We start from the raw sequence: 18,731 nt of genomic DNA, 5'->3' as shown, positions 1-18,731 counted from the left end.
CGGCTTCGGGCAGTGATGGACTTTGCGAAGAATTCGACTCGTCCATCGAGCTATGGCTTGGCGACCACGAAGCCGTAGAAGTTCTCCAGGAGCTGATCCTCCGTGAGAGAGGACGTTCTTGTGGCCTTTGTACTCTTCATCTCCCCAAATGAAGACCGTCATTTTCAAGTTCCCGAGCGCAGCACGATCCAATGACGAGCTTGAGCCACATCGAGCCCGACGTCGCCTGATCCGACGCGTCGAGCAGACTGGGCGTCGATAAGCAAACAGACGCGGTAGCCCGCGGCAAATAGCCGGCTCGCCCTATCTATACTGCCGGTGCCCGACGGCCAAGAAGGCGCTCGACGTGGTCAATACGATCTGGTCAAAGGCCAAGATCGCGTTCGTGATCAGCGATTGCTTGATGGAGAAGCCGCTCGACATGGCAAAGAGCGCACGCAGCAATGATCAGCGATTGCTGGGTGTTCTTACCTCTCGGCACGATCCGGACAATGCCATCCACATCTACCTCGTCAATTCGATCGAAAATCTGTCCGCTGGCGGAGGCTCATACCCCAATAGCGAACCCGAGCCGGCAAGCTTCGTCCAGTGGTATGGCAATGACCACGCCAATGGACGCGCCTGGGCTCACGAGCTTGGTCATCTGATGAGCCTTGATCACGTCGAGATCGATTATTCCAATGAGAAGCAGGCGGCGCAGCGCGTCAAGAACCTCATGACGATAGGATTGAGCGCCGGCTCCGACTTGACTGGCCAGCAGATCGATGCAGCCAAGGGCTCAAAGCTGGTCAAGCGATTTGGTGGATAAGTCGTTGGCCGACCGCAGAAGTCGTCGCCTCCGTCGTCCTGCAGGTCGCGCGTCCGCGCGAAACGGTCCGAACGTCCTCTGCGCGAGGCGGTCTCCACTGAATTCAGCCAAACGATCACATTGTGGCAATCGACGCAGTCGTGTGCTCCCGGCCCGACGTCGAGGCGGCAAGTTCCATCGCGCCGGGCCTCGTAGGCGGAGCCCTTGGCGAGCCCCTTGTCGGAAATCGAAAAGCAACTGAATGACTGCGTTTCGCGCATGGCAGCGACAGCCTTAGTGAGAGTAGATCGAGCAGACGACGCCAGGTTCCTGTTCGCGAGAACCTCGTCGCTCCAGCCCAGACGTTTAGCGCGAGAGTCCATGATTGCGATCACAGAACCGGTGACCACTTCGCCTGCTTTGCGCAAAGCCATCCGCAATTGACACGCAATGCCAAATCACCAACGAGCACACCAAGTGCTTCCGCGATATTGCGCTGCGGCTGCTGGGCGACGCCTACCGTTTCGCTTTGTTTTTGATGGGGATCAGGCAGACGCAGAGCAAGCCGGCAAAAGTACTATCTAGATGCGCTGTCGCTTTGACAGCGGTCGGGTAGGGGCTTCGAGGTCTAGGGAAATTCCGCGAAGTCGTCGTGCTGTACGAGTTCCACGGCCTGTCCTACCGCGACCCCTCCTAGGTCGTCACTGCTCCGATCGCGACAATGATGTCGCGTTGCACAGCGCACACTGCTTCGGCGCCAGATCGAAATGGGAAGAAGATCACAACCTTCGTTGTAGCTACCGATTTCATGAACTTCTCTTCTCTTGCCCGCACTAAAAACAAGGCGGTCCTGCGCCGTCCGGCCGATCGCCGACGAGTTGCTATCTGTTCACTGCAGGTCGAAGAGACATGTTTCACAAAACTGGTCCGGGCAGGGTTGACGTCGATCTGGATTTTTCAGGAGTGGGGGTTCTGCACGCGCGGCTCTGGAATTTCGATTTCGATGACTTTGCCGGCTACCAGTTTCGGGGCTTGAAGAAAGAGCATTCCGAATTTCTGAAGAACAAAGTGGTACCCCTACTCGAGGATGACGCCGGTCAGATCTGGATGACGGGCTCCGCGAGCCGGATCGGTGCGGCCGATTGGAATATGACGACGTCGGCCAACCGCGTGATTACAGTCGCGCGGTCTCTGTCCGAGATGGGCATCCACCCGGAGCAAATGCAGACGCACGCCATCGGCAATACGCAGACGGCAAATCACAGGCTGGACGAAGACAGCGATAGATCAGTGGTCCTTTGGGTGCTCCCGAAGGTCTATTTCGAACCGATCATAAAGCCAGACTTGCCGCGACCCGTTCCGCCGAAGCCAAAAGTCAGTCGAAATTTCAAGATAGCCATGCTGCTTGAGGTCGACGGTTCGATCTCGTTCGCCGCGAGAGCGGCCATCAAGCGCATCGTGAAGGGCAGGGCTGGAGCCGGGATTGCGTTTGCCAGCGCCTTGTTCTCCATATGGGACACGGAAAACAATTTGAAGTGCACCTACGTCTATGCGGCGGTCGGCCTGGGCTTTGGCTTAAGCCTTCCGAAAACTGGCGGTAGATCGGGTACCCTGCATGGCCCGTGGAATTCGTTTACGACTGAAAAGCCAATCTCCTGTTCGCAGTTCGGCAAGTCGATGCGCTTTACGACAATCGGCATAGGCGATGTGAGCAAGAACTGGATCCTGCTGGAAACGCCCAAGGGGGTGAAGGACGTCTACTTGAGCATCAGCACCGGCACGACCATAGGCGGCGGCGCGTCGACATACCCAGCCCATCTGAGCGCTTTCATCCCGCTGGAGAGACCAAAGCCGTTTGGCGGGCCGTGAGCATGCCGAGGCCGACAAAGCCCGCATACAGTGGTTCATGTCCCGAGCTAGCTTTTGTTGGCTGGACCTAGTTCAAACTTCCCCATGATGGATTGGAGCGAGAGTTCAGATCTTTCAGATAGTTAGAGGGCGGCATGTGCACTACGTGTGCACCGGGAGATCAAGAAAAATCTCCTCACAGCTAACGTGATCGGGCCTTCCGATGTAGATGGCGCCGCCTCGGTGCGATCGACTGGTCGTCCGCCTGCACTTTTCGACAGTTTCGGTCGAGGCGCGGGGTAGCAGATGCGGCGTCCGCGCCGGTCTGCGCGGGCCCGCAAGAGGCCGTTTGGAACTGAGCGCAGGGCGAACGCGATTCAAGCGGGGATTTGTTGGCAGCCGCTCTCGCGCGCGCAGCGCTAGCTGCATCGAGCGACAAATCGAAAGCGCAGGGGCGCCATAAGAATTCGCTATGGCGGCAGACCGCAGTCATGCTTCCCCTGTCATCGAACGTAAATCTATTTTTTACCGTCGGCCGCAGAAGAAAATTCCAAGAGCAAGACCACGGAAGTGGCGGAGATCGCGGGCGCATCATTTTGTAGCGGCAACGGAGCGGGCACATGACAATCGAATTGAGCCGACGCGGATTTTGCATGGGAACCGCACTGATCGGCCTTCAGGCCGTCTCCTCCAGTGCCTTCGCCCGAACCGAGGACGGCACCGTCAAGCTCGGCCTCGTCGCGCCGATGAGCGGGCCGAATGCCCGCTATGGCGCGTTCTCGCTGCGTGGCGCCCAGATGGCGGCCAAGGAGATCAACGGCGCCGGCGGCATCGGCGGGCGCAAGATCAACGTCCTGGCCGGTGACAGCCAGGGCACGCCGGTCGAGGGTGTCTCCGCAACCCGCCGTCTCATCGACCAGGACCAGGTTGATTTCATCATCGGCGACGTATCGAGCTCGGTGACGCTCGCGATGCAGCCGGTCGTGGAGGATGCCGGTGTGCTTCTCCTCAATGCCGCGTCGTCGAATCCGAAGATCACCTACAAGGCGGGCGTCGGCGGCTTCAAATGGACCTACCGTAACTATCCGACCGACGAAAACCGTGCCCTGATCGTGCTGCAATACGCCGCCGAGAAGAAGGGCTTTACCAAATACGCCGTGCTCTCGGTCGACAGCGATTATGGGCGCGCGGCCATCGAGTTCACCAAGAAGTACCTTCCTCGTTTCAAAAGCCAGATCCTGACGGAAGACTATTACAAGGAGGGCGAGGTGGATTTCCGCAGCGTGCTGTCCAAGATCCGCGATTCCGGCGCCCAGGCCATCATCATGTACGGCAACGCCGATTCCACGCCCATCGTCGGGCGTCAGATGATGGAGGTCGGGATCGCAGGGAAGATTCCGCTGATCGGCAATGCCGAGTTCAATACCGAGAAGACCATCAAGGCGGCGCCGAAGGCGCTCGAAGGTGCGATCGAGGCGGCGGCCTGGCTTCCCGCCTACGAGCCGGAGAAAAGCAAGGCGTTCGTCGACAAGTTCACTGCCGAGTTCCGTGAAGCCCCCAACAACCACGCCTATGTGCACTGGGAGACGACGCATCTTCTGGCCAAGGCGATCGAGCAGGCCCAGAGCATCGACCGCGAGAAGGTCCGCACCGCGCTGTCCAAGATCCATTATGCGAGCGCGGTCGGCGAGGTGACCTTCGACGATCACAATCAGGCGCGCCTGCCGATGATCCTGCTCGAGATCGAGAACGGCAAGCCGGCCATCAAGGGAGCCTATTCGGCCGAGATCGATTATCCCAAATAGGGCGCCACGCACATGTTCTACACGATCATAGAGCAGGTCGTTAACGGCATCGTATCAGGATCGGTCTATGCGATCGTTGCGGTCGGCATGACGATGATTTTTGGCGTGCTGCGCGCCATCAACTTCGCGCATGGCGAATACTATATGCTCGGCACCTTCGGGGCCTGGTTCGCCATCGAATATTTCGACCTGCCTTATCCGGTAGCAGTCGTGATCGGTGTGGTTGCCACCGCCGTCATCGCCGTCGTGGTCGGCAATTTCGTGATGCAGCGGATCGTCGGAGCGCCGGCCGAGGCCGGCGTGCTCGCGACCCTCGGCGTCGCGCTGATCCTGCAGAACACCGTCATCCTGGTGTTCGGTGGCAGCTACAAGTTCTTCTCCGGCGGCTATATCGAGCCGGTGACGCTGTTCGGTTTCACACTGGCCGAGCAGCGCATCCTGATCATCATCGTCAGCCTCATCGTGTTCGTCGGCCTCGAGCTGATGGTCACCTACAGCCGGATGGGCAAGGCGATGCGCGCGGTGTCGCAGAACATCGAATGCTGCGCTGTGGTCGGTATCGACGTCCGTCACATCGCGCTCTGGACCTTCATCCTCGGGGCTGGGTTGGCGGCGCTCTCGGGCGTGTTGACTGCGCCCGTGAACGTCAGCGTCTACGGCGGCATGGGCGAGCTCATCACCTTCAAGACGCTGCCCATCATCATCATGGGCGGACTCGGCAACGTCCGGGGCACGTTCGTCGCGGCGATGATCCTCGGTATCGCGGAGAGCCTGGTTGCCACCTATGTCGGGCTGCAGTTCCGCGACACCGTGGGATTTGCGACCCTCATGCTGGTGCTGATGTGGCGTCCGCACGGGCTCTTCTCCGCGCAGGCCCGCTTCTGACTACCATGGATGTGACATGACTGAGATCGTCCGAGACCAGACCATGGCACCAGCCGAACTCCCTGTTGCGGCGACGGGACGGGATTTTCGCGTTCCGTTTGGCCTCGCGCTCGGCGCGCTGGCATGCGTCGCACCGCTATTCCTCGGCAATTACCCGCTGCACGCGATTATCATCGCGCTGATCTTCCTGCTGCCGGCCCATGGTCTCAACCTGCTGCAGGGATACACCGGGTTGCTGTCGCTGGCGCAGGCAGCGTTCTTCGGCATTGGGGCCTATACGTCGGCGCTGCTGGCAGTCCATTTCGGCACGCCGTTCTATCTGAATTTCCTCGCCGCCGGCCTTGTGACGGGCGCAATTGCGGCGCCGCTCGGAATTCCCGCTCTGAGGCTGCGTACGACGTCGTTCGTGATGTGCACGCTTGGCTTCGTCATCATCGGTCAAGCCATCGCTAAGAACTGGATCAGCCTGACGCGCGGCGACATGGGGTTGGCGGGGATCCCAAAACCCTATTTCGCGCTGGGGCCCGCCTCGTTCACGGTCTCCGGAACCGTCGCCTTCTACTATTTGACGCTCGTCATCGCTGCGCTGGCAACGCTGGCCGTCTACCTGATCGTTCGGTCGCCGGCGGGCCGCAACATGATCGCCATTCGCGAGAACGAGACGCTTGCCGAATCCGTTGGCATTCCGACCTGGCACTACAAGCTCGTCGTCTTCATGATCAGCGCTGCCTTTGCGGGGCTCGGCGGCAGTCTCTATGCGCATTATCTGACCGTGGTCAGCCCGCTGACCTTCCAGATGTACTATTCGACGACGATGCTGATCATCGTGCTCGGCGGCGGGGCGGGGACCATCTCGGGCGTCATCTTCGGCAGCCTGCTGTTCGTCGGGCTCACCGAAGCGCTGCGCGTCGCCCCGGAGCTGCGCATGATCGCCTATGGCTTCTTCCTGCTCGGCCTGGTGTTCTGGTTCCCCAGCGGATTCGCGCCGCTGATCGGCCGCTTCTGGTCATTCCTGGAGAAGCGCAAATGAACGGGCTGCCGATCCTCGATATCTCCGGCCTCTGCAAGTCCTACGGCGCCGTGCGCGCCGTGGACTGGGTGGATCTGCATGTCGACCGCGGCGAGATCTGCGGCTTGATCGGCCCCAACGGCTCCGGAAAGTCCACCTTCTTCGATTGCGTGACCGGGCTCGCAAGACCGAGCGCGGGAGCTGTGAAGCTCGACGGTCAGGACATCACGGGCTGGTCGCTCAACGATATCGCCCGTGAAGGCCGCATGCTGCGCTCGTTCCAGAAGACCGTGGTTTTCTCCGCGCTGGACATCGAGGAAAACCTCGTGATCGCCGGCCAGATGTTCACCTTTCCCGGCATCTGGTCGACGTTCGGGATCGGCGCCGCCGCGCGCAATCGCGTCGCGGCGCTCAGGGAACGGGCACGCGAGCTGATCAGGATCGCCGGTCTCTGGGATGTGCGTTTCCAGCCGGCCGGCAAGCTCTCGGGCGGCCAGCAGAAGCTGATCCAGTTCGCCTCGATGCTGATGCCAGAGCCGAAGCTCATTCTGCTCGACGAGCCCATGGCCGGCATCAATCCCAAGCTGATCGAGCGTGTGGTCGAGAGCATCCGCCTCGCCAACACCTCGTTCGGCGTCAGCTTCCTCATCATCGAGCACAACATCGACGTCGTCACGAGCCTGTGCAAGCGCGTGGTCGTGCTCGACCAGGGCCGCAAGCTCGCGGAAGGAACGCCCGACGAGATCGTCCGGAACCAGGCGGTGCGGGAGGCCTATCTCGGTGGTTGAACCCTCTCTCTCGATCAAGGGCCTGCGGGCCGGCTACGGCTCGCTCGACATCCTCAACGGCGTCGATCTCGACGTGCCGCAGGGACAGTTCGTCGCGCTGATGGGGCCGAACGGGGCGGGCAAGTCGACGCTTCTGAAGACGCTCTATGGCATGACCACGGTCAAGGGCGGCAGCATCAACTGGCAGGGCAAGGACATCAGCGCACTCAAGTCGCGCGCGATTCTCGCCGAAGGGATCTCCTGGGTGCCACAGGGGCGCTGCAATTTCCCTGTCATGACGGTCGACGAGAACCTCCAGATGGCCGCCTATACGCTGCGCGACAGCAAGGTGAAAGCGGAGCGGGATTATGTCTACAACCTCTTCCCCATCCTGAAGACGCGCCGCAACACGCTGGCCGGTAACATGTCGGGCGGCGAGCAGCAGCTGCTCGAAGTCGCGATGGCGGTGCTGCAGCGGCCAAAGATCCTGCTCGTCGACGAGCCCTCGGTCGGTCTGTCGCCGACCGCGATCGGCATCGTGTTCGATGAGCTGCTGCGCATCAACGCGGCCGGCCAGACCATTCTGTTGGTCGAGCAGAACACCAAGAAGGCCATGGCCGTGGCGCAGCGCGCCGTCATCCTGCGGCTCGGCAAGGTGATCTGGGACGGGCGTCCCGCCGACATCACCCATGACGAGCTGGGCGAGCTCTTCCTCACCGGCCGCATGCGCGGTGAGACCGACGTCGAACAATGATCTAGGCGTCCGCCCGGCAGGTGGACGGCATTCGCAACGCAAAGGACGACAACAGTGACGATCTTCGTGCCGGCCGCGCGCGTCTCGCGCATCAAGATATCTCCGACCACGGCGGCGTCCGCCCGCGTGCGCGAGCTGAAGGCCGCCGGCCGCGACATCGTCGACATGGCGATCGGCGAGCCTGATTTCGACACGCCGGATCACGTCAAAACGGCCGCGCACGAGGCGATCGATCGCGGCGAGACCAAATATACCGCCGTCAACGGCACTGTCGCCCTGCGCAAGGCGATCATCGCCGACTACAAGCGCCGCCTTGGCCTCGACTATGCCGACAACGAGATCTGCGTTGGGGGCGGCGCCAAGCAGATCCTGTTCCTCGCGCTGATGGCGAGCGTGGAGGAGGGCGCCGAGGTCATCGTTCCCGCGCCCTATTGGGTCTCCTATCCCGACATGGTGATCGCCAATGACGGCAAGCCCGTCATTGTCCGCTGCTCCGAGAACCAGGGGTTCAAGCTAACGGCGGAGGCGCTGGAAGCCGCGATCACGCCGAAGACGCGCTGGCTGATCCTGAATGCGCCCTCGAACCCGACCGGCGCGGCCTATTCCCGCGCAGACCTCAAGGCGATCGGCGACGTGCTGCTGCGTCATCCCGACGTCCTCGTGCTCTCGGACGACATCTATGACCAGATCTGGTACCGCGACGAGCCGGCGACGACGCTTGCCGCCGCGGTGCCCGAGCTCAAGGACCGCGTCCTGCTCGCCAACGGGGTGTCGAAGACCTATGCGATGACCGGCTGGCGGATCGGCTATGCCGCCGGTCCCGCGCCGCTGGTCGCCGCCATCAACAAGCTGCAATCGCAGATGTCGTCGTGCCCATCGTCGATCAGCCAGGCCGCGGCCGCCCATGCGCTGACCAGCGACCAGTCGTTCGTTCGCGACAGCGTCAAGCTCTACAAGGAGCGCCGCGACTATGCCTGCGCACGGCTCAATGCGATCCCCGGCCTGTCCTGTCTGGTGCCTGACGGTGCCTTCTATCTCTATCCCGGCTGCGCCGGCGTGATCGGCAAGACCACCCCGGGCGGCAAGGTCATCGAGAGCGATCTCGATTTCGTACTCTATCTGCTCGATGATGTCGGTGTCGCCGCCGTGCAGGGCGCGGCCTACGGGCTCTCACCTTATTTCCGCCTCTCGATTGCAACTTCGATGGAGGCCATCAAGGCCGCCTGCGACCGCATCGAGAAGGCCTGCAGAGCGCTGCGCTGAGTGCGAGGCCGGACTTGCCTGCCAAATCGGCGCGCAAGCGAAGAAACCGATTGAAATCAATAGGCTAGATAAAGGATAGTATCGATCCAGACCGTGTTTCCATGAACGGCCGAGCGGGCGCTGCCCGTTCGGTTGAGGACCAGCGTTCGACACAGATGAGCGTCGATTTCAGGAAGCTCAAGAGCTTCGTCAAGGTGGTCGACGCCGGCAGCGTCTCGCGCGCCGCCGGCCTATTGCGCACGGCGCAGCCGGCGCAGCCGGCGCTGTCGCAGCAGATCGCAGCGCTCGAGAGCCATTTCAAGCACAAGCTGCTCCTGCGCAGCAATCACGGCATCGTCCCGACCGAGGCTGGCCTCATCCTCTACCGTCATGCGCAATTGCTGCTGAAGCAGATCGAGCAGGCCCAGATCGACATTGATCAATCGAACAAGGCGTTGGCCGGCCGCGTCTCGATCGGCCTTGCGACCTACTCGGCGTCAAGCACTCTGTCGCTGCCGATCCTGAAGGAGATGTCGACGCTGCATCCCCAGATCATCGTCCATATCAACGACAGTTTCGGCCATGTGCTGAGCGAGCTGATTATGACCGGCAGAATGGACATGGCCATGATCTATGGCTCCGGCCCGATCAAGGGTGTCAAGCTGCAGCCGCTGTTCCGCGAGGAGCTGTTTCTTGTTTCGCCTGCTGGGCCGGGCGCGAAGAAGCCGGCGGACGAGCCGCTGCCACTGTCGGCGCTGGCCAACGTCAAGCTGTTGCTGCCGAGCCAGGGGCACTTCCTGCGTCGGCTGATCGACGAATCGCTGGCGCGGGCCCGGGTGGCGCCGAACGTCGTCTCCGAGATCGAATCCGTCTCCGCGCTCGGTGCGGCCGTGACCGAGGGTCTCGGCTCGACCATCCTGCCGGCCTCGGTGGCCGCGAGCGCGTCGAGCTTTGGCGGTGTCGAGGTGCGGCGGCTGGTTCGCCCTGCGATCGAGGCAACCGTCTCGCTGTGCATCTCCGACCATCTGCCCTTGTCGGAGCCTGCGCTCGCCACGCGATCGGTGCTTCTAACCGTGGTCGAGAAGCTAATGCGCAGCCATCCGCAGGGCATTCGATCGGTCTAGGCGCCACGGCCGAACGTCAAAGCCGCGCGCCTGCATGCGCAGTAGCCGCAGCGCGTCGGTTTCGCCAGGCCATAAACAAAACCTATGGCGGCAGACGGGAGTTGTGGTGGTCGGTCGCAATCGCATTTTCTACGCTCGAAGACAATCGCTTCGAGGAAACAGATGGCCAAGCTCGCATTCGATACCGGGGGAACCTTCACCGATTTCGCGCTGCTCGACGACAAGGGCGAATTGCATCTCCACAAGGTGCTGAGCACGCCAACTAACCCTGCCGAGGCCGTGGTTCGCGGTGCGTCCGAGCTGCTCGAACAATTCGGTAGTGCCGTCGATCTCAACGGGCTGCAGGTGCTTGGCGCCACCACCGTCGTCACCAATGCGGTGCTGGAGCGCAAGGGTGTCAAGACCGGCTTCATCTCGACAGCCGGCTTCCAGGACATGCTGCGCATTCGCAACGAAGGCCGCTACGACCTCTACGATCTGAACTTGAAATATCCGGATCCGCTGGTGACGCGTGCCAACAGCTTTGGCGCGGTCGAGCGTATCGCGGCCGATGGCGAGGTCATCACCGCGCTGGAGGAGGAGACGGTCCGCGAGATCGCCGGCCGGCTGCGCGAGGAGGGCATCAAATCCGTCGCCGTCTGCCTGCTGCACGCCTACAAATATCCTGATCACGAGCAGCGAATCGCTGCGCTGCTTCGTGAGGAAGACCCGGACGTCTTCGTGTCGCTGTCATCGGAGGTTTGCCCGGAGGTGCGCGAGTTCGACCGCGCCTCGACCACTGTCGTCAACGCCTATACGCGGCCGCAGATGTCCGGACACGTCGCCCATCTCGAACGGGAGTTTGCGGCCAGGGGTATCAATCGCCAGGTGCTCTGGATGACCTCGTCGGGCGGTCTCGTGCCGAGCATCCGCGCCGCTGAGCTGCCGGTGCGCCTGATTGAATCGGGGCCAGCCGCGGGCGCGGTCGCGGCCGCCGAATTCGGCCGCATCGCCGGCGAGGGCAGCGTGCTGTCCTTCGATATGGGCGGCACCACTGCAAAACTGTGCCTGATCCCGAACGGCGAGCCGACAGTCGGCACCGATCTGGAGGTCGCGCACTATCATCGCTTCCGCAAAGGCTCGGGCTTCCCGCTGAAGATCCAGTCGATCCGCATGATCGAGATCGGCGCTGGCGGTGGCTCGATCGCCGCGAAGAACCCGCTCGGCCTGCTCGATGTCGGACCGCGTTCGGCGGGCGCGCTGCCGGGACCGGCCGCCTATCAGCGCGGCGGCACCGAGCCGACGGTGACGGACGCGGATATCCTGCTCGGCTATATGGGCACCGGGTCCTTCGTCGGTGGCTCGTTCAAGGTGTCGAAAGATGCCGCGCTCACGGCCATGACGAGGCTTGCATCCTCGCTTGACGTCAGCGTTCCCCGCTGCGCCTGGGGTATCCACGATCTCGTCAACGAATCCATGAGCAAGGCGGCGGCGGTGCACGCGACCGACCTCGGCGTCGATCCGCGCAGCCTGCCGATGGTCGCCTTCGGCGGCGCAGGTCCGGTGCATGCCTATGGAATCGCGCGCAAGCTCGGCATCAAGCGCATCATCTGCCCGACGGGCGCCGGCGTCACCTCGGCGATCGGCCTGCTGATCGCGCCGGTCGCGGTCGATCTGTCCGCGAGCTTCCCGATGCAGGTCAACAATTGGGATTTCGCGGCGATGGATCGCCTGCTCGGCGATCTCGCGGTCCAGGGCGCCGAGGTGGTCCGTGCCGCTGGCGTTGCGCCGGAGACGATCACCAACACCTACACGGTCGACATGCGCCACGTCGGCCAGGGGCACGAGATCACGGTCGCGCTGCCGGATCGCAGCTTGCCGCCAAAGCAGTTCCACGAGGAATTGCTCGGCAATTTCTACAAGCTCTATCGCGAGCTGTTCGGCCGCACCGTTGCGGGCTCATCGGTCGAGGTGATCACCTGGCGGCTGCGATCCAGCGGCCAAAAGGATCAGGTGACCCGCCCGCACACACGACATGCCGCCGAGGCCAGGAAGGGCACGCGCTCTGTCTATCTCAGCGAGCGCGGCGGTTTCGTCGAAACGCCAGTCTATGACCACTACAAGCTGCCCGTCGGCGAAGAGATCCAGGGGCCCGCGATCGTCGAGCAGCGGGAGTCCACCGCGGTCATCGGACCGAGCGGCACGGCTCACGTCGACATCAACGGCAATCTCGTGATCAATATCGCCTGAGGACGACGCACCATGTCCGTGAACGCTGCCGATTTCAACGATCCGATCAATCTCCAGGTGATGTGGAATCGATTGATCTTCATCGCTGACCAGGCCGACATCGTGCTCGGCCGCACCGCGTTCTCGCCGATCGTGCGCGAGAACCACGACTATGTGACCGTGCTGCTCGACAGCCGCGGCCGCGCGCTTGCGCAATGCACCTGGTCGATTCCGGTGTTCATCACCTCGCTGCCGATGGCCGCGCAAAAATATTTCCTGCCCAGGTTTCCGGCTGAGACTCTGGAAGAAGGCGATGTGCTCGCCACCAACGATCCGGAGATCGGCACCGGGCATCTGCCTGATGTGACGATGATCACGCCGATCTTCAAGAACGGCAAGGTCGTGGCCTATGCCGGTTCGATCGCGCATCTGCCTGATATTGGCGGCGCTCCCCTGCATTCCGAAGCCAGCGACATCTTCGAGGAGGGAATCCGCTTCCCGATCGTGAAGCTGCACAAGGCAGGCGTTCCGAACAAGGACGTGCTCGACATCATCGCCGCCTCGGTTCGCCTGCCGACCGAGGTGATGGGCGATCTCGAATCCATGGTTGCAGCCAACAATGTGATGGGCCGCGAACTGGTGAAATTCCTCGACGAATACGACCTCGACAGCATCGACGAACTGGCCGACGCCATCCATACGCGATCCGAGGCGCAGACGCGGCGGGCGATCCGGCAATGGCCTAATGGGACCTATTCCGCCGAGGTGCTGCTCGACGGCTACGACACGGATGTGACCTTGAAGGCCTCCGTCATCGTCCGCGACGATTCCATCCACGTCGACTATGCCGGCACGTCAGACCAGGTGCTCCATTCCATCAACTGCCGGACCAATTACCGCTACGCCCATTCGGTCTACGCACTGAAATGCCTGCTCGACCCGGATACGCCGAACAACGAGGGCTGCATCGCCCCGATCACCGACGAGGCGCCGCTTGGCTCGATCCTCAATCCGGAGCAATGGACGGCAGGCAATTCGCGTAATCTGATCGGCCACGTCATTCCCTCGCTGATCTTCAAGGCGCTGGAAGGCGTGGTGCCGGTCAAGGTGATGGGCGACAGCGGCGGCGCGCCGATCTGGGCCGCCAACTGCGTCGGCCGGCGCGACGACGGTTCGCAATACGGCTCGGTGCAGAATTTTCACGGCGGGCAGGGCGCCCGCGCCGAGTTCGACGGTCTGGACACGCTGAGCTTCCCGTCCAATTGCAGGGTCACCGCGATCGAGATGTTCGAGATCGCCGTCCCCGCGCTCACCGAGTGCAAGGAGCTGATTCCGGATTCCGGCGGCGCCGGCAAAAGCCGGGGCGGGCTTGGCCAGCGCGTCATCTTGCGCAATCTCGGGCGTAATCCGATGAACATCTATCTTGCCTCCGAGCGGGTGCGTCATCCCTGCTTCGGGGTCGTCGGAGGCCGGTCCGGCAGCGCCGGCAAGGTGCACAAGAACGGCGAGCCGCAATTTCCCAAGGGCAAGGTCGTCCTGAAGACGGGTGACCGCCTGGAGGTCGAGACGCCGGGAGGCGGCGGCTGGGGCAAGACGTCGGAGCGCTCCGCGGCCGCGATCGAGCTCGATCTCGCGGAAGGGTTGATCACGCCGCAGGCCGCGAGGCAGATTTACGGCCATCAGCGCTCAAGCCTGGCGGCGACGGCCGCCGAATAGGAGAATCATGAGTCTGCTCGACGGAAAGATCGCGCTCGTCACCGGCGCGGGAACGGGGATCGGACGCGAGACCGCGATCCTGCTCGCCCAGGAAGGTGCGAGGGTTATCCTGACAGGACGCCGGATCGGCCCGCTCGAGGAGGTCGTCACGTCGATCGAGAAGGCGGGCGGCAAGGCCATCGCCCGCGCGTTCGATGTCGGTTCCCGGGACGCGATCCTGGAGACGGTTGCCTGGGTGAAGAGCAATGTCGGACCGATCGACATTCTCGTCAACAATGCCGGCAGTGCCAGCAAGGTGCTGAACGCGCGCTTCATCAGCGAGGCCGAGTGGAACGCCACGGTGAACGTCAACCTCACCGCCGTGTTCAATCTCACCCAGGCCGTGCTGGAGGACATGATCGCGAGGAAGGAAGGCACGGTGATCACGGTGTCGTCGCTCGCGGTCGTCAATCCGAACCTGCTCGGCGGCGCGGCCTATGGCGCGGCCAAGGCCGGCGTGAAGAATTTTATGACCTTCCTGCACAACACCTATCGCAACCAGGGCATTCGCGCGACGACGATCTTGCCCGGCGAGACCGATACCCCGATCATGGACAATCGCGCCCGGCCGCCGCTCGAAGGCGAGCGGGCCGTGATGCTTCACCCGCACGACGTTGCACGCGCCGTGCTGCTCTGCGCCAGCCTGCAGAAGGGCGCAGTGATCCCCGAGTTGCACATCTGCCCAACCTTCATGCGCGACACCTCGGCCGATATCGAGATGGCCCGGTGGGTCGGTGCGCCAGAAGGGCTGAGCGACAAGCCAAAGATCTGACAGAGAAGGATCTCCCATGAATGGAGCCAAACTGCGCGAGCGCCTTGCCAAGGGCGAGGCGGTCACGATGCTTACACCGCATCACGCTTCGTCGGGCCTGGCCGTCCGTCTGGTCGAACTCGGTGCCGATGCAATCTTCGTCGATTGCGAGCACGGGACCTGGAGCTTTGAGGACGTGCGTGTGACGGCCCAGGCCATTCGCGGCGCGGGCGGCGCCGCCATCGTCCGTCCGCACTCGCATGAACGGCCGGTTCTGATCCGTTATCTCAATGCCGGCGCCGACGGCCTGATGGTGCCAATGGTCGATACTGCCGACCAGGCGCGTGCGATCGTCGACGCCGTGCGCTACGCGTGCCCTGCCGACCACGAAAAGCGGTTGATCGTTGCAATGATCGAAACGCCGAGGGCGATTGACGACATCGATTCCTTGCTCGCGGTGGAAGGCATTGATGTTTTCTTCATCGGGCCTGGCGACCTGTCCCAGAACATGGGTTATCCGCCGGCTCCGCCCTTCGGAGAGCCGAGACCCCAAGCCGTCGTCGAGCGGGTCGATCTTGCGGTCAGGAAGATCCGCGCCGCCGGCAAGATCGCCGGGACACTTGTGACGTCTGACGAACTACCGTTCTGGCGCGACCGGGGCGTCAAATATTTCTACATCCATTCAGACCCCTTCCTGCGGATCGGTTTGGCCGGCATCAAGACATTGCTTGGGCGGTGATAGGGCCCAGGGCCGGACTTGTCCGGGTTGCCGGCGATTTGCTCACCCGCTGCGAATGTCATCGTCGCGCCCGGGTTTTAAAGCATCGGTTCGAACTGGCAGTGCACGAGCATCTCGGAGACCGACGCGTTGTTCGGCAGCATGAGTGCGGTTTCCACCAGGCGGGCGATGTCGCCCGGCTGGCTCATCTCGTGGCGGGGAATCTCGTCGTCGTTCAGCGTCATGTCGGTGGCAACATAGCCCGGGCAGATCACCGTCGCCCGGATGCCGGCCGCACGTCCCTCCCGGCGAATGCCGTGGGTGAGCGCAACGACAGCGAACTTGGTCATGGCATAGCCGACATTGCTTCCCACGCGCTTGCCGGCGAGGGACCCCAGATTGATGACCCGGCCATGTCCGCACACGGCCAGATGGGGCAGGGTCGCCCTGACGAGGCGCAGGGGCCCCTTGACGTTCACGCGCCACATTTCATCGAGCTCGTTCTCGCCCTCGTCGGAGACCCGGACCTTCGGATTGATGCCGGCCGCGTTGACGATGGCGTCGATCCCGCCCCACCGTGCGACTGTCGCGTTGACCCAGGAGATCGGGCTCCTGGCGTCTTCGGCATCATAGCGGTACGTCATGAGCCTCTCGCTCTCGGCGAGGCGGCTCGGATCGCGAAGCCCCGCCGATACGCGGAAGCCCGACGCCAGTAGCCGGTCGACGACCGCACGCCCAATGCCGCGCGAAGCTCCGGAGACCATGACGATCCGATTGCCGACTTCCAACATTCTGGTCCGTTTCCCGGGGGTGAGAATAGGGTTGCAAAATGTAGGGCGATACGCGCGAGGACGAGTAAGAGAAATTCACTCTGCCTGCATCGGGTGGGCTTATGGCTCGTGCACCCGACGAGTTAAGGCCGGGATATTGGATGTCCTTATGAGGGCAGAACAAATCCGCTGTATGCCTGCGTCGATCTCCGCACGTAACTTCCCGCCGCTCGGCCTGACTGCAAGAGAGCCCTGCGGATGGGATTTTCGGACTACCGAACGGCGTTGGTGACGGGCGCGTCCTCGGGAATCGGGGCTGCGACGGTTCGTCGCCTCCGTGCCGAGGGGCTCGAGGTCCACGCGCTGGCGCGGGATGTTCGCCGGCTAGCCAGCCTGTCGGCCGAGACCGGATGCCGCGCCGGTGCAGTCGACGTGAACGACCACGACGCCTTGATGCGCCTTGCCGGTTCGGCCGAATTCGATGTTCTCGTCAACAATGCCGGCCAGTCGCGGCGCGGCAATATCCTGGAGATGGCATCGGATGATGTCGACACGCTGGTCGACGTCAATCTGCGCGCGGTCCTGCACCTGACGCGATTGATCGCACCTGGCATGGCGAGGCGCAACCGTGGCCACGTGGTCAACGTCTCCTCGATCGCGGGCCATTACGCCTTCGGCGAAAACGCCACGACCTTCAACTCATCCGTGGCCTATCACGCGACGAAGGCGGGCATTCATTCGCTCTCGCAGCAATTGCGCGTCGACCTCTACGGCACCGGCGTTCGCGTCACCGAAGTCTCGCCCGGGCGCGTGGCGACGAGCATCTTCCAGAACCAGAACACCACCGACAATCCGGATGCCCGGTTCGTCGGCGGCTTCGAGACGCTCCAGTCCGAAGACATCGCCGACGCCATTGCGTTCGCGGTGGGATCGCCGGCGCGGATGAACGTCGCGATGATCGAGGTCGTACCCACGTTCCAGGTCGTTGGCGAATTGCGATTTGCGAGCCGATCCGAGGCCGCGCGTTTGAAAGAAATGAGAAGTGGAGCTGACAATGCCCGAACTCGCAAACCGCCTCAAGACTGTGAAGGTGTCGGCCTCGGCGGCGATGACGGACAAGGCGCGCGAGCTCCGCGACGCGGGTGTCAAGATCGTCGGCTTGTCGTCCGGCGAGCCCGATTTTCCGACGCCGCCGCATGCGATCGAGGCCGCACATCGGGCCGCCCTGGCCGGCGATACCAAGTACCCGGCGCAGCCGGGGACTGTCGCGTTGCGGACCGCGGTCCAGCGCAAGTTCAAGCGCGAGAACAATCTCGACTACGCCCTCGACGAGATCCTGATCGCCAACGGCGGCAAGCAGATTATCTTCAACGCGCTGTTCGCCACCTGTAATCCCGGCGACGAGGTCGTCATTCCCGCGCCCGGCTGGATCACCTATGCGGACATCGTTCTCCTTGCAGAGGCGACGCCCGTCGCCGTGCCGTGCCCGGAGAACAACCAGTTCAAGCTCCGCCCGACGGACCTGGATGCGGCGATCACGCCGCGGACGAAGTGGCTGATCCTGAACTTTCCCAACAATCCGACCGGCGCGGCGTGCACGCGCGACGAGATGTGCGCGATCGCCGACGTCATGCTGAAGTATCCCGACGTCTGGATTCTCACCGACGATATCTACGAGCACCTCACTTATGATGGTTTCGAATTCTGCACCATCGCGGAGGTTGAACCGAGACTGAAGAACCGTGTCGTGACCGTGAACGGCGCGTCAAAGGCCTACGCCATGACTGGCTGGCGGGTCGGCTATTGCGGCGGCCCCAAGGACCTGATCGCTGCGATGAACAATGTCCACGGTCAGGCGACCGGTGGAATCTGCACCCTGAGCCAGGCGGCGGCGGTTGCGGTCCTGGATGGGCCGCAGGAGTTCCTGAAGGAGCGTGCGGACATCTATCGCGACCGGCGCGATCTGGTGGTCAAGCTGCTCAATCAGATCCCCGGCATCACCTGCCACAAGCCGGAAGGGGCATTCTACGTGTTCCCGAATATCGCCGGTTGCATCGGCAAGACCACAAAGGGCGGGCGCCGGCTGGACACCGATGCCGACTTCATTTCGGCTCTGCTGGAAGAGCAGCATGTCGCGGCCGTACCGGGCGGCGCCTACGGCATGAGCCCGTACTTCCGGATCTCCTACGCGACCGATACCGAATCGCTCAAGGAAGGCTGCCGGCGTATCGCGAACTTCTGCGAAAGCCTGCGCTGACGCGTCGATATGTCAGGGGGCTTGGCCCTCGGCGGAGAACCAAAGATGCAG

The 18,731-nt window shown here is 62.7% G+C and carries 15 protein-coding genes and 1 pseudogene; 15 read left to right on the top strand and 1 reads right to left on the bottom strand.

Annotation, left to right across the window (positions count from 1 at the left end):
- Positions 1 to 346: 346 nt before the first annotated feature.
- The 13 genes from AB5K84_RS29080 (at position 347) to AB5K84_RS29020 (ending at position 15,674) form a co-directional block, all read left to right on the top strand.
- Positions 347 to 808 (top strand): hypothetical protein, encoded by a 462-nt coding sequence (locus tag AB5K84_RS29080; RefSeq protein ID WP_011086393.1) that lies wholly within the window; start codon positions 347 to 349, stop codon positions 806 to 808.
- An 888-nt stretch (positions 809 to 1,696) separates the two neighbouring features.
- Positions 1,697 to 2,656 carry an OmpA family protein gene (locus AB5K84_RS29075; protein WP_011086394.1) on the top strand — a complete coding sequence of 320 codons (960 nt, stop codon included), beginning with the start codon at positions 1,697 to 1,699 and terminating at the stop codon, positions 2,654 to 2,656.
- A 599-nt stretch (positions 2,657 to 3,255) separates the two neighbouring features.
- Positions 3,256 to 4,440 carry an ABC transporter substrate-binding protein gene (locus AB5K84_RS29070; protein ID WP_011086395.1) on the top strand — a complete coding sequence of 395 codons (1,185 nt, stop codon included), beginning with the start codon at positions 3,256 to 3,258 and terminating at the stop codon, positions 4,438 to 4,440.
- A gap of 12 nt (positions 4,441 to 4,452) precedes the next feature.
- Positions 4,453 to 5,325, top strand: a complete 873-nt coding sequence (locus AB5K84_RS29065) for a branched-chain amino acid ABC transporter permease (protein WP_011086396.1) — start codon at positions 4,453 to 4,455, stop codon at positions 5,323 to 5,325.
- Between the two features lie 43 nt (positions 5,326 to 5,368).
- Positions 5,369 to 6,355 (top strand): branched-chain amino acid ABC transporter permease, encoded by a 987-nt coding sequence (locus AB5K84_RS29060; protein WP_038966182.1) that lies wholly within the window; start codon positions 5,369 to 5,371, stop codon positions 6,353 to 6,355.
- Positions 6,352 to 7,122, top strand: a complete 771-nt coding sequence (locus AB5K84_RS29055) for an ABC transporter ATP-binding protein (protein WP_011086398.1) — start codon at positions 6,352 to 6,354, stop codon at positions 7,120 to 7,122. The genes AB5K84_RS29060 and AB5K84_RS29055 overlap by 4 nt, the downstream gene beginning before the upstream one ends.
- Positions 7,115 to 7,855, top strand: a complete 741-nt coding sequence (locus AB5K84_RS29050; protein ID WP_011086399.1) for a branched-chain amino acid ABC transporter ATP-binding protein — start codon at positions 7,115 to 7,117, stop codon at positions 7,853 to 7,855. Before AB5K84_RS29055 ends, AB5K84_RS29050 begins: the two co-directional genes overlap by 8 nt.
- Positions 7,856 to 7,909: 54 nt before the next feature.
- A complete protein-coding gene (locus AB5K84_RS29045) occupies positions 7,910 to 9,118 on the top strand; it encodes an aspartate transaminase (RefSeq protein WP_011086400.1) in 1,209 nt (402 codons plus the stop codon).
- 155 nt (positions 9,119 to 9,273) lie between these two features.
- Positions 9,274 to 10,221, top strand: a complete 948-nt coding sequence (gene nac, locus AB5K84_RS29040) for a nitrogen assimilation transcriptional regulator NAC (RefSeq protein WP_011086401.1) — start codon at positions 9,274 to 9,276, stop codon at positions 10,219 to 10,221.
- A 162-nt stretch (positions 10,222 to 10,383) separates the two neighbouring features.
- The gene (locus tag AB5K84_RS29035; RefSeq protein WP_038966185.1) at positions 10,384 to 12,450 is read left to right on the top strand and encodes a hydantoinase/oxoprolinase family protein; all 2,067 of its coding nucleotides are present in this window, start codon (positions 10,384 to 10,386) and stop codon (positions 12,448 to 12,450) included.
- Positions 12,451 to 12,462: 12 nt separating this feature from the next.
- Complete coding sequence (locus AB5K84_RS29030) at positions 12,463 to 14,145, top strand: hydantoinase B/oxoprolinase family protein (RefSeq protein ID WP_011086403.1); 1,683 nt, start codon at positions 12,463 to 12,465, stop codon at positions 14,143 to 14,145.
- A 7-nt stretch (positions 14,146 to 14,152) separates the two neighbouring features.
- Positions 14,153 to 14,956, top strand: a complete 804-nt coding sequence (locus AB5K84_RS29025) for an SDR family NAD(P)-dependent oxidoreductase (RefSeq protein ID WP_011086404.1) — start codon at positions 14,153 to 14,155, stop codon at positions 14,954 to 14,956.
- 16 nt (positions 14,957 to 14,972) lie between these two features.
- Positions 14,973 to 15,674: an HpcH/HpaI aldolase family protein gene (locus tag AB5K84_RS29020; protein WP_011086405.1), complete on the top strand. Its 702-nt coding sequence runs from the start codon at positions 14,973 to 14,975 to the stop codon at positions 15,672 to 15,674.
- Between the two features lie 77 nt (positions 15,675 to 15,751).
- On the opposite strand, the gene AB5K84_RS29015 is transcribed toward AB5K84_RS29020, so the two are convergent.
- Positions 15,752 to 16,444, bottom strand: a complete 693-nt coding sequence (locus tag AB5K84_RS29015) for an SDR family NAD(P)-dependent oxidoreductase (protein WP_011086406.1) — start codon at positions 16,442 to 16,444, stop codon at positions 15,752 to 15,754.
- A gap of 237 nt (positions 16,445 to 16,681) precedes the next feature.
- On the opposite strand from AB5K84_RS29015, the pseudogene AB5K84_RS29010 reads away from it, so the two are divergent.
- Positions 16,682 to 17,482: pseudogene (locus AB5K84_RS29010) on the top strand (SDR family oxidoreductase); the annotation flags it as partial.
- Positions 17,478 to 18,680, top strand: a complete 1,203-nt coding sequence (locus tag AB5K84_RS29005; RefSeq protein ID WP_011086408.1) for a pyridoxal phosphate-dependent aminotransferase — start codon at positions 17,478 to 17,480, stop codon at positions 18,678 to 18,680. The pseudogene AB5K84_RS29010 and the gene AB5K84_RS29005, both read left to right, overlap by 5 nt.
- Positions 18,681 to 18,731 lie beyond the last annotated feature (51 nt).

Origin of the sequence: Bradyrhizobium sp. 1200_D9_N1_1, assembly GCF_052075915.1 — a bacterium.
Taxonomy (GTDB): domain Bacteria; phylum Pseudomonadota; class Alphaproteobacteria; order Rhizobiales; family Xanthobacteraceae; genus Bradyrhizobium; species Bradyrhizobium diazoefficiens.
The sequence above is the reverse complement of the archived record's forward strand: the minus strand, read 5'-3'. Positions and strand labels throughout refer to the sequence as shown.

Coding starts and splice junctions, on each gene's coding strand:
- AB5K84_RS29065 (WP_011086396.1), top strand. CDS start 4,453: ATGTTCTACACGATCATAGAGCAGGTCGTTAACGGCATCGTATCAGGA.
- AB5K84_RS29015 (WP_011086406.1), bottom strand. CDS start 16,444: ATGTTGGAAGTCGGCAATCGGATCGTCATGGTCTCCGGAGCTTCGCGC.
- AB5K84_RS29060 (WP_038966182.1), top strand. CDS start 5,369: ATGGCACCAGCCGAACTCCCTGTTGCGGCGACGGGACGGGATTTTCGC.
- AB5K84_RS29055 (WP_011086398.1), top strand. CDS start 6,352: ATGAACGGGCTGCCGATCCTCGATATCTCCGGCCTCTGCAAGTCCTAC.
- AB5K84_RS29035 (WP_038966185.1), top strand. CDS start 10,384: ATGGCCAAGCTCGCATTCGATACCGGGGGAACCTTCACCGATTTCGCG.
- AB5K84_RS29070 (WP_011086395.1), top strand. CDS start 3,256: ATGACAATCGAATTGAGCCGACGCGGATTTTGCATGGGAACCGCACTG.
- AB5K84_RS29030 (WP_011086403.1), top strand. CDS start 12,463: ATGTCCGTGAACGCTGCCGATTTCAACGATCCGATCAATCTCCAGGTG.
- AB5K84_RS29020 (WP_011086405.1), top strand. CDS start 14,973: ATGAATGGAGCCAAACTGCGCGAGCGCCTTGCCAAGGGCGAGGCGGTC.
- AB5K84_RS29075 (WP_011086394.1), top strand. CDS start 1,697: ATGTTTCACAAAACTGGTCCGGGCAGGGTTGACGTCGATCTGGATTTT.
- AB5K84_RS29025 (WP_011086404.1), top strand. CDS start 14,153: ATGAGTCTGCTCGACGGAAAGATCGCGCTCGTCACCGGCGCGGGAACG.
- AB5K84_RS29005 (WP_011086408.1), top strand. CDS start 17,478: ATGCCCGAACTCGCAAACCGCCTCAAGACTGTGAAGGTGTCGGCCTCG.
- nac (WP_011086401.1), top strand. CDS start 9,274: ATGAGCGTCGATTTCAGGAAGCTCAAGAGCTTCGTCAAGGTGGTCGAC.